Below are 16,177 nucleotides of genomic sequence, written 5' to 3'. Positions count from 1 at the left end.
GGCGCCCCAGGGGCGCCGTTTTTTATGCCGTCACTCTTTCCAGAGACGCAGCTTATCGTCATCGGCAGCCGGTGTCGGAGGCACTGTGCCTTTCGGCAGCGATAACGCATACCAGTCCACGCGACGGGTCAAAAACATCAGGACGCTCAGCGCCAGCGCCAGCACCCCGGTACCCAGCAGCAGCGCGCTATCCTCAGAATGCAACAGAAACCACATCACGCCATCCAGCAGCAGTAGCGCGGCGACAAACAGCAGGCTGTTACGCCATCCTCTGAGCACTGCCTGAAGGTAGATCCCATTCATCACCGCGCCAGACAGGCTGGCCGCCAGCCAGGCGGCGGTAAAACCAATGTGCTCTGAGAGCGCCAGCAGCACCAGGTAAAACAGCACCAGCGATAAGCCCACCAGCAGATATTGCATCGGATGCAGGGGACGACGGGTCAGGCTCTCGAACACGAAAAAAGCCATAAAGGTCAGCCCGATTAACAGGATGGCATATTTTGTCGCCCGATCGGTTAGCTGGTACTGGTCGGCAAGGGACATCACATCGGCACTGAACGCCGGCAGTCGCGACCACGGGATCTCCATATCATCCTTGAAATAGCTCCCCATATCGTTGGCGAACCAGCTGCTTTGCCAGTGGGCGCGATAGCCGGCAGCACTCACTTCCCGTTGAGTTGGCAGGAAGCTGCCGAGAAAACCGGGATGCGGCCAGTTACTGGTCAGCTGCAGCTCGCTGTTACGCCCGAGCGGCACCAGTGAAAACTCTCCCGTCCCGTTCAGATCGAGTGAAAAGGCAATCTCAAGCGGCTTGTTGTCCTCCGCCAGCGCAGGCATTGGCATATGAATACCTGCGCCATCGCCGCTTATCCCCAGCCCCGGCTCCACGCTTAATACGTTACCGTTGACCTCCGGGGCATGGATGGCACCAATGCCGCGGGCATCGCCGACGCTCACCACCAGCAGCGGCTGGCCTAAGACGATATTCGTTTTTCTCAGCGCCGCCAGACGCAGCGGATCAAACGAGGCCTTAATCTGCAAGGCGTTATGCCAGACCTGGCCGCTGTAGATGCCCACCCTCCTCGACTCCACGGTCTGTTTGCCGGTGACCGCCAGCGACTCCGGCAGCCAGTAATACACCCAGCTCCGCTGATAGTTGACCTCTTTTTGGTTCTCCATGCGGGTCAGGGTCTCGGTTATCGGAATAGCGATCAGCGGTCCGGCGAGTTTTTGCGAGCCGCTGGTGCTTTGCTCAATGGCGTCCACCACTTCGCTACGATAATCCGCTCGCTCATTAATAAGCTCCCTGACCATCATTAACGGCAAAGATAGCAGCACAATACAGCCTATTAACGTGGTGATTTTCCAGAATAACGGTGATTTCAACATAGCCTTTCTCCCTATCGTGATGGCCTCACAATAGGACGGCTGTGTGGGGAGAATTTGAAGCTATGTGAAGGGACGGTGAAGTCGCAGCGTGGCGACCACGCCGCCTTCGGGCCGATTGTGCAGATTGATATCGCCGTGATGCAGGCGCGCGACTTCACGAACGAACGCCAGCCCAAGGCCGCTGCTCTTATGGCCGTCTTCGCGCGGCAGCGAATAGAATCGCTCAAAGATTCGTTCCAGGGCATAGTCCGGAATACCGCACCCGTTGTCGATAACGCTCAATTGCACCTCTTCATTTCGCTTCTCCGCAGCCAGGGCGATCTCACCGCCCTGGGGGGTAAAGTCAATCGCGTTGTCGAGCAGATTACCCAGCGCCTGGGCCAGCAGCTCGCCATCGCCATTGACCAGCATCCCACTCTCCCGCCAGCGCAGGGTGATAGCTTTCGCCGCCAGAGCGATGTTGCGCTCCTCCGTCAGCCGTTGGTATAGCGCATCTATCGACACCGGATGCTGCTTTATCTCCAGCCGGCTTTCCAGTCTCGCCTGCTGGAGCAGCCGCTCCACCAGCAGTTGCATCCGGGTGTTTTGCGCGAGGATATTATCAGTAAACCGCGCCGCCACCTCAGGTGGCGGCCCTTCGCGCAGGATCTCCGCCGCGCCGCGGATGGCCGCCAGCGGGCTTTTCAGTTCATGGGTCAGGTCATAGACATAGTTTTCGATGGCATTCTTACCTTCGAGCTTTACCCGCATGCTCTCCAGAGCCTGGGCCAGCTTGCGCAATTCGCTGCTGCCAACCTCCGGCAGCGGCAGCGGGCGCTCAGCGGTCACCGAGTCCGCATAGCGCACCAGCTTGCCGATAGAGAAATTGATCCACCAGACGACGCCGCCGCCAATCAACAGCGCAATGCCCAGCAGGGCGCCGCCGGCCCAGAGGATCCGCCGCTCGCTGCGCTTAATGACCGGCGTCATCGCCAGGTTGGGTTTACCGACGCTCAGCACGCCGATAATCCGCCCCTTATCCATCACCGGCGCGGCGATATACATCACCGAGCTGGCTTCATCATGCGGATCGCTGCGCGTACTGCGCGCGCCGTACTGGCCGCGCAGGGTGAGCCAGACATCGTTCCAGCGCGAATAGTCCTGCCCTGTCGCCTGCCCGCTGGAGTCAAACACCACCTTGCCCCGGGCATCGGTCAGATAGACGCGGTACTCATTACGTACCTTTTTAATTCCGCCAATATTGGCGTTGAGCGGCTGCTGGTTGAGCTGGTGAAAGGCCTGCGCCAGCCTGCCCTGCTGCGGGTTTGCCGCCAGCAGATCCTCACGCGCCAGCGCCGCCAACAGGGTAGCGGTATCATTGAGGGTCCCCTCTGTCGCCCGGCGCACGCCCGGCTTCACTTCCTGGACAAAGATCGACAGCACAAACCACGCGGCGATCGCGACGATAAGAAAATAGCCCAGCAGCAGGCGCATGCCGATACGCATCAGCCGCGCCCCAGGCTGTAGCCCATACCGCGATGGGTATTGATTGGCGCCTTTTCAGGATTCACAGCCCGCAGCTTAGCGCGCAGGGTTTTGATATGGGTATCGACGGTACGGTCGAGGCTTTCCCAGGCATCGCTCCACACCAGCTCCATCAGCTGCTGACGGGAGAAGACGCGACCGGGCGCGTGAAGCAGGGTTTTCAGCAGCAGAAATTCGTAGCGCGTCAGATTCAGCGGCTGGCCGAACCAGCTGATCGCCGCCGCCTGCTCATCGAGCACAAACTCGCCGACGCGTACCACCGGCGATGGCGCGGCAAACTTCTGCAGCCGCCGCAGCACGGTTCGCACCCGCGCGCAGACTTCGCGTGGTGAAAACGGCTTGGCGATGTAATCGTCAGCGCCGATTTCCAGCCCCAGCAGCTTATCGACCTCGTCGCTACGCGCCGTCAAAAACAGCACCGGCAGCGCCGGATAACGCGTCAGCAGACGCCGACAGAGCTCGAAGCCGCTGATATCCGGCAAGCCGACGTCGAGGATGGCGACATCTGGCGCCTGATGCGCCGCCGCCTCCAGCGCGGGCAAACCGCGGCCAAAGACGCTGACCTGGAAGCCCTCCTGCTGCAGCATGTAAACCAGGGTATCAGCGATACTCTGTTCATCCTCAACTAACCAAATCCGTGGCTGCTGCATGCGCGCTCCCGTTTATTTATTCCATGGCATGATCGGCACGGCGCTGATGGCGTTCTTCGGCGAGCCATCAACCACTTTATCCGAGTAGGTCAGATAGACCAGCGCATTGCGCTTCGCATCATAGAATCGCACGACCTGCAGTTTTTTAAACACCAGCGAGGTACGCTTCTGGAACACCACGTCGCCCTGGCTTTTGCCGTTTTTGATTTTGTCCGTTAGCTCAATCGGCCCGACCTGCTGGCAGGAAATCGCCGCGTCAGAGGTATCTTCCGCCAGCCCCAGCCCGCCTTTGATGCCACCGGTTTTCGCCCGGCTGATATAGCAGGTCACGTTCTGTACATCCGGATCGTCAAAGGCTTCGACGACGATTTTGTGATCCGGCCCTAACCATTTGAAGACCGTATCCACGGAACCAATCTGCTCCGCCTGAGCCAGCTGGCTACCGGCCAGCAGGAGCAGCCCCATCGCAAACTTCTTGTATTTCATATTGTTACCATTATTAAAAAATATAGCTGAGTGATTATCACGCACTTAGCAGAAAAGGTTTATAGATCACAGCTTTACAAAATTATCGTTCAAATCCCCTGACCTACCGCATTTAAAAGCAAAAAAAACACTGAATGCTAAAACATCAAAAAATGCTATTATCCGCTACTTTAATATCAGGCACCTGTGTTTAAGGATGGGGACATTTTATGGATCAAGCAGGGATTATTCGCGATCTCCTTAGCTGGCTGGAAGGTCACCTGGATCAGCCGCTTTCTCTGGATAATGTGGCGGCGAAGGCAGGTTATTCCAAGTGGCATTTGCAGCGAATGTTTAAGGATGTCACCGGCCATGCCATCGGTGCCTATATTCGCGCGCGCCGCTTGTCGAAATCTGCTGTCGCATTACGCCTGACCGCCCGTCCAATCCTTGATATTGCGCTGCAGTACCGTTTCGACTCCCAGCAGACCTTCACCCGAGCGTTTAAGAAGCAATTCTCGCTGACGCCGGCGCTCTACCGCCGCTCGCCGGACTGGAGCTCGTTCGGTATGCGCCCGCCGCTGCGTCTTGGCGAATTTACCCTGCCGAAACATGAGTTTATCACTCTGCCCCCTACTCAGCTGCTTGGCGTGACCCAGAGCTATACCTGTAAGCTCGAGGAAATCTCCGATTTTCGTAACCAGATGCGGGTCCAGTTCTGGCGAGACTTCCTCGGCAACTCACCGTCAATCCCCCCGGTGCTCTACGGGCTGCATGAGCCGCGTCCGAGCCTGGAAAAAGACGATGAGCAGGAAGTATTCTATACCACCGCGCTGACGCCGGAGATGGCTAACGGCCACCTGCAGCATGCCCATCCAGTGACCCTGGAGGGCGGCGAGTATGTCATGTTTACGTATGAAGGGCTGGGTACCGGTCTGCAGGAATTCATCCTGACCGTCTACGGCACCTGCATGCCGATGCTGAACCTGACGCGTCGCAAGGGGCTGGATATTGAACGCTTCTACCCTGAAGATGAAAGCCGGGATCAGGCCACGCCGATTCAGTTGCGCTGCGAGTATCTGATCCCGATCCGCCGTTAACGCTGCAGCTCGTCCATTGCGGGGGCGTCAAGATGCGAGACGTCGCCCGCCGTTTCCACCACCCAGCCGGAAGCCAGCCACGGGCTTTGCTGATAGTCGACGCGCGAAATAGAGCAGTTGCGCAGCCGCAGACGACGCTCAGCGTACGCCGGCAGCCCTAATATCGTGCTCACCAGGCAGCCCAGCGCGATCCCATGACTCACCAGCAGCGGCCGGCTACCGGCGGGTAATTCCAGACAGGATGCCAGCGCCGCATGCATACGCTCGCTGAGCTCCTGCATCGATTCGCCCTGCGGAATACGACCGTCCGGTGTGCCGTTGACCAGCTGGCGACGCCAGCCTTCTTCTTCTTCGCTGAGCGAGTCGATATGGCGCTTCTCCAGCACCCCCATATCCAGTTCGCGCAGGCGCGCATCGGCGATCACGCTGCAGCCGCAGGCTTCGGCGATAATTTCTGCTGTGCGGCGGGTTCGCCCCAGATCGCTGGTAATGATATGGGTGATCCCCAGCGTTCTGGCGCGCTCGCCCACCTGCCAGGCCTGACGCTCACCATGGGCGGTCAGCGGGCTGTCGGACTGCCCCTGAATACGTCGCTCGGCGTTCCACTGCGTTTCACCGTGGCGAACAAGGTATACTTGTAACATGCTTTTTTTCCGTTCTGGACTCGTTATCAACCGCTTTCGGGCATTACCGCCTGCCCTCGGGGTGATTTAGAGTATACTGCGATGACGTTAGTTTATTCTGAGTTGTTTTGATTATGCACCATGTTGTCTCAGCGACCACTAATCCCGCCAAAATTCAGGCAATTCTGCAGGCTTTTGACGAGATTTTCGGCGAAGGATCCTGCCACATTGAGTCCGTCGCCGTCGAGAGCGGCGTGCCGGAACAGCCCTTCGGCAGCGAGGAAACGCGCGCTGGCGCACGAAATCGCGTCGCCAATGCGCGCCTTGCCCGGCCAAATGCCGATTTCTGGGTAGCTATCGAAGCCGGTATCGACGATGACAGCACCTTTAGCTGGGTGGTCATCGAAAGCGCCAGCCAGCGCGGAGAAGCGCGCTCAGCCACGCTGCCGTTGCCTGACGTTATTCTTGAGCAGGTTCGCGCTGGCGAAGCCCTCGGCCCGGTCATGTCGCAGTATACCGGCATCGATCAGATCGGTCGTAAAGAGGGGGCGATTGGGGTTTTCACCGGCGGCAGATTAACCCGCAGCAGCGTTTACCACCAGGCGGTCGTGCTGGCGCTAAGCCCGTTCCATAACGCTATTTATCGCTAGCCAGCAGCGTCTGCTCCAGCCACTGGCGCAGCTCTACCGGCGCCGATTTCAGGCTGTTCGACCCGCGGGTAATGGTCGCAATTCCGGCGCCGAGCTCATTTTTCAGCTCACGCTGGCTCATCTCGCCGCGCAGCAACTCTTCGATAATGCGCACCCGGGTACCCAGGGCTTCGCGCTCGTCGGGCGTCAGCATCAGCTGCAGCAACGGCAGATGCAGATCCTCAGCATAGGCCTGCTGAAGCAGGGCAACAAAGCGCAGCCACTCCTGATGACGTTGTTCGGCAACGGCCGCGGAATAGGGAGATTGTTGGGTCATATCGCGCCACCATATTGAGACGGGCAGCTTACGCTGCCCGTCGAATGTACTCTTCAACGAGTACAAAGCATAACATACTTCCCGGCGATCAGTAACGCTGGCGCCACTCCGCATCGCTGAGGATCTTATCCTGCTGCCCCATAAAGTAGCGGTAGTAGGCGTCATAGGAGAGGACATTCTTCACGTAGCCGCGGGTTTCCGAAAACGGAATACTCTCGACAAACGCCACGGCGTCGATCCGTCCGGCGCTGTTCCCCTGCCAGCTGCGTACCCGGCCCGGCCCGGCGTTATAGGCCGCTGAGGCGTAGATACGGTTATTGCCGAACTGCTGATAAACGTACTGCAGATAGCTGGTGCCGATGTTGATGTTGGTTTCCGGATCCAACAGCTGCGACGGGCCGCTGTAGCCGGGAATGCTGAACATACTGACGGTATGCGTCGCGGTGCCCGGCATAATCTGCATCAGTCCGCTGGCGCCGACCGGCGAGCGCACTTTCGGGTTCCAGGCGCTCTCCTGACGGGCAATCGCCATCGCGTAGCTCTGCGGAATATCTTTGCCGCTAACATAGCGGGCAAACAGGTCGTTATAGGCCAGCGGGAAACGTTCTTCCAGCTGATCCCACAGCTTACCGGCGATCGTCGCCTGCACGCTCAGATCCCACCAGTGCTGATCGAAGGCATAGCGCGCCAGCTGCGCCTGCTGGGATTTGGTGCGACTAGTGACCAGGTTGGCCCATTCGGTGCGCGCGGTGTTATCCATATTCCAGTACATCAGCTCACGTACCCGCGCCATCTCCGGCCCGGAGGCCAGCGCCGGATCGATGGTGCCCGAGGCTTTATCGATGCGGAAGGTATACTCCTCGCCAAGACGCTGCGCGGCGACCATCGGGTAGAAGCCTCGCTGTTGCATCAACGAGCGAAGGATCGCCTGCGCCTCCTCATCCCTGCCGCGCTCCAGCAGCAGATCCGCCTGCCAGTAGCGCCATTCGTCTTTCTCTTTCGCCTCCATCGGCAGGCGCGCCAGCCAGGTGTTGAGGCCATGGCGATCGCCCGTCCCCAACGCCATCCGTACCCGCCGCTCCACCAGCGGCGTGGACTGCGAACGCATGATTGCGTCATCGCGCCAGATGGCCTGCTCTTCGGTTACATCGCTACCCATCAGGCGCCAGGCGACAATATCGCGCAGTTCCTGGGTCTGATCCTCATTGAGCTGCTGAGCCTGTACCAGCGAAGGGATCATCAGGCGGGCATTTTCCACGTCCTGGCGGGCGACGCTGGCGAAGGCGACGGCGGCCATCTGACGGGTAAAGTCCGTCGCCCCGGTGGTGCGGGCGAAGGTGAGGACGCTGTTTGGATCGTTAGCCAGGGCGACCACGGCGCTGGCGATGCTCTGGTAGTTGGCGGGCATTTGCTGGGCCAGCGATTTCACCAGCCCGATATTGCCGGCCTTCATCGCCAGGCGGATCCGTTCGAGATAGGCCAGCGGATCCTGCTGACCGGAGTCGCGCCAGGCGCTGAACAGCGGTTCACAGGCGCCGGGCTGATTCTTGCCCGTCAGCCACAGCTCTTTCGCCCCGCTCCAGGCCTCCTGCGACTGTCCCACGCTCAGCTTGGCGTAGTAATAGTTGCACTGCGCCTCGGTGCTGGTCGGCTTATCCGGGCTAAACGCCAGCAAGCCGCGCCAGTCGCTGCGCCGGGCCAGTTCATTCACGAAGCGCGAACGTAATGAACGCGCAGGGGGCAGCGTCGGATTGGCGTCAATAAAGTTTTTCACCACCAGCGCCGGCTGGTTCATCAGATCGTCGGTGATCTGTCGGTACTGCAAATAGGGATACAGGGGATAGGTGCTTAACGTGGGCATCAGCTGGTCGACTACATCCATCTGCCGGTTATCCCACGCCTGCTTAATTTGTGCGTAGCGGCTGCGCTGTTCATCCAGTGAATCCGCATGCGCCAGCTGACTCAACGTCAACAAACCAACGCTGGCAGCCAAAAGATGCCACGTCATTTTTTTGGCTTTTTCCACAAGCTCTTCCTCTTTCCGGTGCATTTTCGCAGCATCGTGCCGCTTAAAAACCCCTGCCGGTTCGGCAGGCGGCTTTACTTATGCTAATCAGACAACGCTAAACGCGCCATGTCCTGGACATTTTTTTACGCTTCTGTGAATCCTGTCGCCTCGCTGGGATTAGCGCGCGAAAAAGGCTACACTTCGGCTTTGAACTATCTATCAAAATAGAAAGAGGCGAAGTCCAACGTGGCTCAATTCGTTTATACCATGCATCGTGTCGGCAAAGTGGTTCCGCCGAAACGTCATATTTTGAAAAATATCTCCCTCAGCTTTTTCCCTGGCGCGAAAATCGGTGTGCTCGGTCTGAACGGCGCCGGTAAATCTACCCTGCTGCGCATCATGGCCGGTATCGACACCGAGATCGAAGGTGAAGCGCGTCCGCAGCCCGGCATCAAAATCGGCTACCTGCCGCAGGAGCCGCAGCTCAACCCGGAGCACACCGTGCGCGAGTCCGTGGAAGAAGCGGTCGCCGAAGTGGTTAACGCGCTGAAGGGGCTGGACGAAGTCTATGCCAAATACGCCGAGCCGGATGCGGACTTCGATAAGCTTGCCGCACAGCAAGGCAAGTTCGAAGAGATTATCCAGGCGCACGACGGCCACAACCTGAACGTCCAGCTGGAGCGCGCGGCCGACGCCCTGCGCCTGCCGGACTGGGATGCGAAAATCGCTAATCTTTCCGGTGGTGAACGCCGCCGCGTCGCGCTGTGCCGTCTGCTGCTGGAAAAACCGGATATGCTGCTGCTCGACGAACCGACCAACCACCTCGACGCCGAGTCCGTCGCCTGGCTGGAACGCTTCCTGCACGACTTCGAAGGCACCGTGGTGGCGATTACCCACGACCGTTACTTCCTTGATAACGTCGCCGGCTGGATCCTCGAGCTTGACCGCGGCGAAGGTATTCCGTGGGAAGGCAACTACTCCTCCTGGCTGGAGCAGAAAGACCAGCGTCTGGCGCAGGAAGCTTCTCAGGAAGCCGCACGCCGCAAATCTATCGAGAAAGAACTCGAGTGGGTTCGCCAGGGCGCGAAAGGCCGTCAGTCTAAGGGCAAAGCCCGCCTGGCGCGCTTTGAAGAGCTTAACAACGTTGAATATCAGAAACGTAACGAGACTAACGAACTGTTCATTCCGCCAGGCCCGCGTCTGGGCGATAAAGTTCTGGAAGTCAGCCATCTGCGCAAATCTTACGGCGACCGCGTTCTGATTGACGATCTGAGCTTCTCGGTACCGAAAGGCGCTATCGTCGGCATCATCGGTCCGAACGGCGCGGGTAAATCCACCCTCTTCCGCATGATGTCCGGCCAGGAACAGCCTGATTCCGGCACCATCACCCTGGGTGAAACCGTTAAGCTGGCTTCCGTCGATCAGTTCCGCGACGCGATGGACAACAGTAAGACCGTGTGGGAAGAAGTGTCTGGCGGCCTGGATATCATGAAGATCGGCAACACCGAGATGCCGAGCCGCGCCTACGTGGGCCGCTTTAACTTCAAAGGCGTCGACCAGGGTAAACGCGTTGGCGAGCTGTCCGGCGGTGAACGTGGTCGTCTGCACCTGGCGAAACTGCTGCAGGTCGGCGGTAACGTCCTGCTGCTCGATGAACCAACCAACGACCTGGATATCGAAACCCTGCGCGCGCTGGAAAACGCCCTGCTGGAGTTCCCGGGCTGCGCGATGGTTATCTCGCACGACCGCTGGTTCCTTGACCGTATTGCCACCCACATTCTGGATTACCAGGATGAAGGTAAGGTTGAGTTCTTCGAAGGTAACTTTACCGAGTACGAAGAGTACAAGAAACGCACTCTCGGCGCCGACGCGCTGGAGCCGAAGCGAATCAAGTACAAACGTATCGCGAAATAAAACGCAAAAAGGCAACGCAAGTTGCCTTTTTTAATGTTTGCTCCCTCTCCCATTGGGAGAGGGTTGGGGTGAGGGCTACAGCCCGCAGAGCACCTACCCCTGCTCGCCCATCAGCTGTTTCACCAGCTCGACGCAGCGCAGGAACCGGGCATCGTAGTCCGACTCCTTCACATGGACGAATTCGATCTCGTTCTCTTTCAGCAGCGATACCAGCAACGACTGAAACTCTTTACGATCCACCGAGCTTCCAAGACTGCGCAGTCCATCGGCCACCCACGGGGTATTGTTCTCCAGCAGGATCACCAGGTCGAAGCGGTATTCATCAATCAGCGCCTGCACAAACGGGTGCTCACGTCCCTCGTACTTCAGACAGAAGGCCTGAGTGCTGACGAAGTCGGTATCGATGAACGCCACCTTGTTGGCATATTTCACCGCAAAATCAATATACTGCGCATGCCCAAGGGCAATTTTATCGTAATCCGAATACTGGAGCGCCATCTCATCGCCGCCGAGATGCGAAAAAACATAATCCCGGCCATATTCCCAGGCGCTGGTGGTATTGAAGATATTGGCGAGTTTATTGACCAGCGTCGATTTACCGCTCGACTCGCCGCCGAGGATCGCCACCGTCCGCACAAAGAACGGTTTCACTTCCGTCGGAATATATTCCCAGTAGCGGAACGGGTTCTCGCGGATCTGCCCGCCGCTAATATTCATAAAGGTCCGCTTAGGATCGATAAGCACCGTCTCGATCCCCAGATGCTCAAGGTACTGCGGCGCATCGGCCTCTTCCGAGGTATAGATCCGGTTCGGCTCGATCCCTTTTTCGCTCATAAAAGCGCGGATCCCATGGCTCCAGACGTCCCAGCCGTGCGGATAGGGCTCCATCCCCTCTTCATTGAAGGCGTGGATGCGAATATTCTTCTGATATTTAAAGGTTTGCAGCAGCCAGCGCAGGCGGTCAGGCACCGTCGGCTGTTGCGACATGGCGCTCTCTTCAAACAGCTCGCGGTCGCGGGTATCGTCATAGCCCATAATGATATGCAGCTCATCGACCTGGCTACAGGCGCGCTGTATCAGGTAGATATGCCCGGTATGCAGCGGGTAAAACTTACCAAACACCACGCCGACGCTTTTCTGTCGGCGGGGAAACTCCAGCCCGAGGAAACGATGCAGCGCTTCAAGCTTCTGCGCGCTCGGGCTTTTGATTTTGGCATTCAGCAGCTGGCTAAGATACCCCTTGGTCATTCCGCTGGCTTCCGCCACCTGCTGCAGGGTACAGCCTTTCTGCTTAATGGCGCTTTTTAAATAGTCAAATGACGACATCGCTAATCTCCTTTTAACTTATTATAAGTCGTCAAAAACGCTTAGCGCGTCTGAAAGCTTTTTCACGCCAAAGATTTGCATGCCTTCCGGCACTTTTTTCGGCACATTGGCCGCCGGGACGATGGCGCGGCGAAAGCCGTGCTTCGCCGCTTCGGAGATACGCTCCTGACCGCTCGGTACCGGGCGAATTTCCCCGGCCAGCCCCACTTCGCCAAAGACCACCAGATCCTGCGGCAGAGGACGGTCGCGCAGGCTGGAGACCATCGCCAGCAGCAGCGCCAGGTCGGCGCTGGTTTCCGTGACCTTCACCCCGCCGACCACATTGACGAAGACGTCCTGATCGGCCATCTGTAGGCCGCCGTGACGGTGCAGCACCGCCAGCAGGATCGCCAGACGGTTCTGTTCCAGCCCCACCGCAACGCGGCGCGGGTTGGACATCATCGAGTGATCGACCAGCGCCTGGATCTCCACCAGCAGCGGGCGGGTCCCTTCCCAGACCACCATCACCGAGCTACCGGAGGTGATTTCATCTCCCCGGCTGAGGAAGATAGCGGACGGGTTGCTCACTTCGCGCAGGCCCTGCTCGGTCATGGCGAAGACGCCCAGCTCGTTCACCGCGCCAAAGCGGTTTTTATGGCTGCGCAACGTGCGGAAGCGGGAGTCGGCATCCCCGTCCAGCAGCACCGAGCAGTCGATACAGTGCTCCAGCACCTTCGGACCGGCCAGCGAGCCGTCTTTGGTGACGTGGCCGACCATCACAATCGCCACGCCGCGAGTTTTAGCAAAGCGCGTCAAATAGGCCGCGGTTTCCCGTACCTGGGCGACGCTGCCCGGCGACGACTGCACGTCGGCCATATGCATCACCTGGATGGAGTCGATCACCATCAGCTGCGGCTTTTCTTCATCGGCGATCTGACAGATCTGCTCAATGCTGGTTTCCGAGAGCATGTTCAGGTTGGCCGTTGGCAACCCGAGACGATGGGCGCGCATCGCCACCTGCTGCAGGGACTCCTCCCCGGTGACGTACAGGGTTTTCATCCCTTCCGCCAGTTTGCAGAGGGTTTGCAGCAGCAGCGTCGATTTGCCCGCGCCGGGGTTGCCGCCAATCAGGATCGCGCTGCCCGGCACTACGCCGCCGCCCAGCACGCGGTCGAATTCTTTAAAGCCGGTGGAGAAACGCGGCAGCGCCTCCAGGCTGATATCTGACAGCTTCTGCACCTTCGACACGCCGGCGTTACCGGCATAGCCTGAAAGACGCTCGTTTCTCGCCACCTGCGGCGACGCGGCGATGCGCATCTCGGTGATGGTGTTCCAGGCATGGCAGGCGCTGCACTGCCCCTGCCAGCGCGGATAATCCGCACCACATTCATTACAGACAAATGCGCGTTTTGGAGCTTTCGCCACGTTTACCTCTTACTTTTGGTTCATGCTGCCCGAGAGAATACAGAATACCCCCATCAGGTCAGCGTGGCGGATAGTCACTTCCGCCTGTTCATTCACTTTGGGCTTCGCGTGATAGGCGATGCCAAGCCCTGCTGCCTTAATCATCGGCAGGTCGTTGGCGCCATCGCCGATAGCCACGGTTTGCGCCGTTGGGATCTCATACTTTTCCGCCAGCTTGCGCAACGTATTGGCTTTATATTTCGCATCGACGATATCGCCGAGCACGTTGCCGGTGAGCTTGCCGTCGCGGATCTCCAGCTCATTGGCGAATACCGCGTCGAGATGCAGTTTGTCGCGCAGATACTCGGCAAAGAAGGTGAAACCGCCGGAGGCGATCGCCACTTTCCAACCCAGCGTTTCCAGCTTGAGCACCAGCTGCGCCAGGCCCGGCATCAGCGGCAGCGCGTCGCGAACCTGCAGCAAAATACTGGCATCGGCGTCTTTCAGCGTCGCCACGCGCTGGCGCAGGCTGGCGGTGAAGTCCAGCTCGCCACGCATCGCCCGCTCGGTCACTTCCGAGACCAGCTCGCCGGTGCCGGCCAGTTTCGCAATCTCATCGATGCATTCGATCTGAATCGCCGTGGAGTCCATGTCCATCACCAGCAGGCCCGGGGTGCGCAAATGGGGAATTTTACCCAATGGCGCGACGTCCAGCCCCGCCTCATGCGCCAGTCGCGTCGCACGGGGAGTCAGCGAACCGGCCAGACGGATCACCTGGTAATCCTCGACCACCCAGGAGGCAACGATCACTAACGCGGCGCCCAGCTCACGCTGCCACGCCGTCAGCCGACGTTTATCCAGACCGCGACCATACAGCAGCCAGCCGCTGCGCCCGGCGTGATAATCCAGCGGCATGACCTCGTCGCCGCTCAGGGAAAGCGGCAACCCAGGCCACAGGGAAACGTCTTCAGGCAGGTCGCACCAGGTCAAACTGTTAGGCATTACGGCTCCACATCTCTTCATTCAGGCGAGGAAAATAACGCATGAGGCTACCTTGTAACCAGCGCTTCTGGCAACATTAAGCTGCAAATTTTCAAAGGTGGAATATGGTTCGCGCAAAACTGAAATTCCGGCTGCATCGTGCGGTCATTGTTCTTATCTGTCTCGCCCTGCTCGTCGCGCTGATGCAGGGCGCTTCGTGGTTCAGTCAGAACAGTCAGAAACAACGCAATCCGCAGCTGGAAGAGCTGGCCCGCACGCTGGCGCAGCAGGTGGTGCTGAATCTCGCGCCGCTGATGCGCAGCGAGACGCCTGACGAGAAGCGCATCAATCAGCTGTTGACCCAGCTAACCCATAACAGCCGCGTCCTGGACGCCGGCGTATATGACGAACAGGGCGACCTGGTGGCGCGCTCTGGCGAAAGCGTCGAGGTTCGCGACCGGCTGGCGCTGGATGGTAAAAAAGCCGGCGGCTACTTCAACCAGCAGATTGTCGAACCGGTGCCAGGAAAAAACGGCCCGCTGGGCTACCTGCGTCTGACCCTCGATACTCATACCCTGGCGACCGAGGCGAAGCAGGTGGATAATACCACCAATATCTTACGCCTGATGCTGTTACTGTCCCTGGCTATCGGCGTGGTGCTGACCCGCACGCTGCTGCAGGGCAAACGCACCCGCTGGCAGCAATCGCCCTTCCTGCTCACCGCCAACAAGCCGGTTGAGGATGAAGACGATGAAAAGAAAGGAAATCTATAATGTCCACATTGCGCCTCCTGCTCTCTGACTCTTACGACCCGTGGTTCAACCTGGCGGTCGAGGAGTGCATTTTCCGCCAGATGCCCGCCACCCAGCGGGTGCTGTTCCTGTGGCGCAATGCCGATACCGTGGTCATCGGCCGCGCGCAGAACCCGTGGAAGGAGTGTAATACCCGCCGCATGGAGGAAGACCATGTGCGGCTGGCCCGTCGCAGCAGCGGCGGCGGCGCGGTGTTCCACGACCTCGGCAATACCTGCTTTACCTTTATGGCAGGCAAACCGGAGTACGACAAAACCGTCTCCACCGCTATTGTGCTGACGGCGCTTAATTCACTCGGCGTAACCGCCGAAGCCTCCGGGCGCAACGATCTGGTGGTCAAAACCGACAGCGGCGACCGCAAAGTCTCCGGCTCCGCCTATCGTGAAACCATGGACCGCGGTTTTCATCACGGTACCCTGCTGCTCAACGCCGATTTAAGCCGTCTCGCCAACTACCTCAACCCGGACCAGAAAAAGCTGCAGGCTAAAGGCATTACCTCGGTGCGCGGACGGGTGGCGAACCTGGTTGAGCTGCTGCCGGGCATTACCCATCAGCAAGTTTGCGAGGCGATCCAGGAAGCATTCTTCAGCCATTACGGCGAACGGGTGGACGCCGAGGTGATCTCCCCGGACAACACGCCGGATCTACCAAATTTTGCTGAGACATTCGCCCGTCAGAGCAGCTGGGAGTGGAACTTCGGCCAGGCGCCGGCCTTCTCTCATCTTCTGGACGAGCGCTTTCGCTGGGGCGGCGTTGAGCTGCATTTTGACGTCGAAAAAGGGCATATCACCCGCGCGCAGGCCTTTACCGATAGCCTGAACCCGGCGCCGCTGGAGGCCCTGGCGGCACGCTTAGTCGGCTGTCAGTATCGGGCAGAAGTATTACAGCAGCAGTGCGAGGCGCTGGTCGGCGATTTCCCGGAGCAGGAAGCGGAACTGAAAGAACTGTCGGCGTGGATTGCCGGCGCAGTGCGCTGATAAAAAAGCCCGCTGCGCTTAGCGGGCCTGGAAAACCGTAGGCCGGGTCAGACGAAGCC

General features: G+C 59.0%; 15 protein-coding genes. 5 read left to right on the top strand and 10 right to left on the bottom strand.

Features of this window, described 5'->3' with window-relative positions; translation table 11 throughout:
* Positions 1-30: 30 nt before the first annotated feature.
* Genes creD through creA form a run of 4 tightly spaced genes read right to left on the bottom strand, consistent with a single transcriptional unit; the run spans position 31 to position 4,049 of the window.
* Complete coding sequence (gene creD, locus RRF55_RS14595) at positions 31-1,389, bottom strand: cell envelope integrity protein CreD (RefSeq protein WP_025368458.1); 1,359 nt, start codon at positions 1,387-1,389, stop codon at positions 31-33.
* A 60-nt stretch (positions 1,390-1,449) separates the two neighbouring features.
* The gene (gene creC, locus RRF55_RS14590; protein ID WP_002887823.1) at positions 1,450-2,874 is read right to left on the bottom strand and encodes a two-component system sensor histidine kinase CreC; all 1,425 of its coding nucleotides are present in this window, start codon (positions 2,872-2,874) and stop codon (positions 1,450-1,452) included.
* Positions 2,874-3,563: a two-component system response regulator CreB gene (gene creB / locus RRF55_RS14585; protein WP_004182877.1), complete on the bottom strand. Its 690-nt coding sequence runs from the start codon at positions 3,561-3,563 to the stop codon at positions 2,874-2,876. The genes creC and creB overlap by 1 nt, the downstream gene beginning before the upstream one ends.
* 12 nt (positions 3,564-3,575) lie before the next feature.
* Complete coding sequence (gene creA, locus RRF55_RS14580) at positions 3,576-4,049, bottom strand: protein CreA (RefSeq protein ID WP_002887814.1); 474 nt, start codon at positions 4,047-4,049, stop codon at positions 3,576-3,578.
* A 209-nt stretch (positions 4,050-4,258) separates the two neighbouring features.
* On the opposite strand from creA, the gene robA reads away from it, so the two are divergent.
* Entirely contained in the window at positions 4,259-5,128 is an 870-nt protein-coding gene (gene robA, locus RRF55_RS14575; protein ID WP_002887812.1) for an MDR efflux pump AcrAB transcriptional activator RobA, read from the top strand.
* Here the strand turns inward: robA and gpmB are convergent.
* Positions 5,125-5,772 carry a 2,3-diphosphoglycerate-dependent phosphoglycerate mutase GpmB gene (gene gpmB, locus RRF55_RS14570; RefSeq protein WP_002887811.1) on the bottom strand — a complete coding sequence of 216 codons (648 nt, stop codon included), beginning with the start codon at positions 5,770-5,772 and terminating at the stop codon, positions 5,125-5,127. The two genes, robA and gpmB, sit on opposite strands and share 4 nt — an antisense overlap.
* A 113-nt stretch (positions 5,773-5,885) precedes the next feature.
* On the opposite strand from gpmB, the gene yjjX reads away from it, so the two are divergent.
* Complete coding sequence (yjjX, locus tag RRF55_RS14565; protein WP_004178555.1) at positions 5,886-6,401, top strand: inosine/xanthosine triphosphatase; 516 nt, start codon at positions 5,886-5,888, stop codon at positions 6,399-6,401.
* Here yjjX and trpR read toward each other — a convergent pair.
* Complete coding sequence (gene trpR, locus RRF55_RS14560) at positions 6,388-6,717, bottom strand: trp operon repressor (protein WP_002887809.1); 330 nt, start codon at positions 6,715-6,717, stop codon at positions 6,388-6,390. The two genes, yjjX and trpR, sit on opposite strands and share 14 nt — an antisense overlap.
* Positions 6,718-6,805: 88 nt before the next feature.
* Positions 6,806-8,743, bottom strand: a complete 1,938-nt coding sequence (sltY, locus tag RRF55_RS14555; protein ID WP_002887806.1) for a murein transglycosylase — start codon at positions 8,741-8,743, stop codon at positions 6,806-6,808.
* Between the two features lie 228 nt (positions 8,744-8,971).
* On the opposite strand from sltY, the gene ettA reads away from it, so the two are divergent.
* A complete protein-coding gene (gene ettA, locus RRF55_RS14550; protein WP_002887805.1) occupies positions 8,972-10,639 on the top strand; it encodes an energy-dependent translational throttle protein EttA in 1,668 nt (555 codons plus the stop codon).
* Between the two features lie 93 nt (positions 10,640-10,732).
* On the opposite strand, the gene nadR is transcribed toward ettA, so the two are convergent.
* Genes nadR through serB form a run of 3 tightly spaced genes read right to left on the bottom strand, consistent with a single transcriptional unit; the run spans position 10,733 to position 14,350 of the window.
* The gene (gene nadR / locus RRF55_RS14545; protein ID WP_002887802.1) at positions 10,733-11,965 is read right to left on the bottom strand and encodes a multifunctional transcriptional regulator/nicotinamide-nucleotide adenylyltransferase/ribosylnicotinamide kinase NadR; all 1,233 of its coding nucleotides are present in this window, start codon (positions 11,963-11,965) and stop codon (positions 10,733-10,735) included.
* Between the two features lie 21 nt (positions 11,966-11,986).
* A complete protein-coding gene (radA, locus tag RRF55_RS14540) occupies positions 11,987-13,369 on the bottom strand; it encodes a DNA repair protein RadA (RefSeq protein WP_002887800.1) in 1,383 nt (460 codons plus the stop codon).
* A gap of 9 nt (positions 13,370-13,378) precedes the next feature.
* Positions 13,379-14,350 (bottom strand): phosphoserine phosphatase, encoded by a 972-nt coding sequence (serB, locus tag RRF55_RS14535; RefSeq protein ID WP_004177487.1) that lies wholly within the window; start codon positions 14,348-14,350, stop codon positions 13,379-13,381.
* A gap of 104 nt (positions 14,351-14,454) precedes the next feature.
* On the opposite strand from serB, the gene RRF55_RS14530 reads away from it, so the two are divergent.
* Positions 14,455-15,102, top strand: a complete 648-nt coding sequence (locus tag RRF55_RS14530; RefSeq protein ID WP_002887794.1) for a YtjB family periplasmic protein — start codon at positions 14,455-14,457, stop codon at positions 15,100-15,102.
* Complete coding sequence (gene lplA, locus RRF55_RS14525) at positions 15,102-16,118, top strand: lipoate--protein ligase LplA (protein WP_004146971.1); 1,017 nt, start codon at positions 15,102-15,104, stop codon at positions 16,116-16,118. Before RRF55_RS14530 ends, lplA begins: the two co-directional genes overlap by 1 nt.
* The last annotated feature ends 59 nt before the right edge of the window (positions 16,119-16,177 follow it).

It is taken from the genome of Klebsiella sp. K47 (assembly GCF_051858335.1).
Taxonomy (GTDB): domain Bacteria; phylum Pseudomonadota; class Gammaproteobacteria; order Enterobacterales; family Enterobacteriaceae; genus Klebsiella; species Klebsiella pneumoniae.
This window is presented reverse-complemented; position numbering and strand designations above follow the sequence as displayed.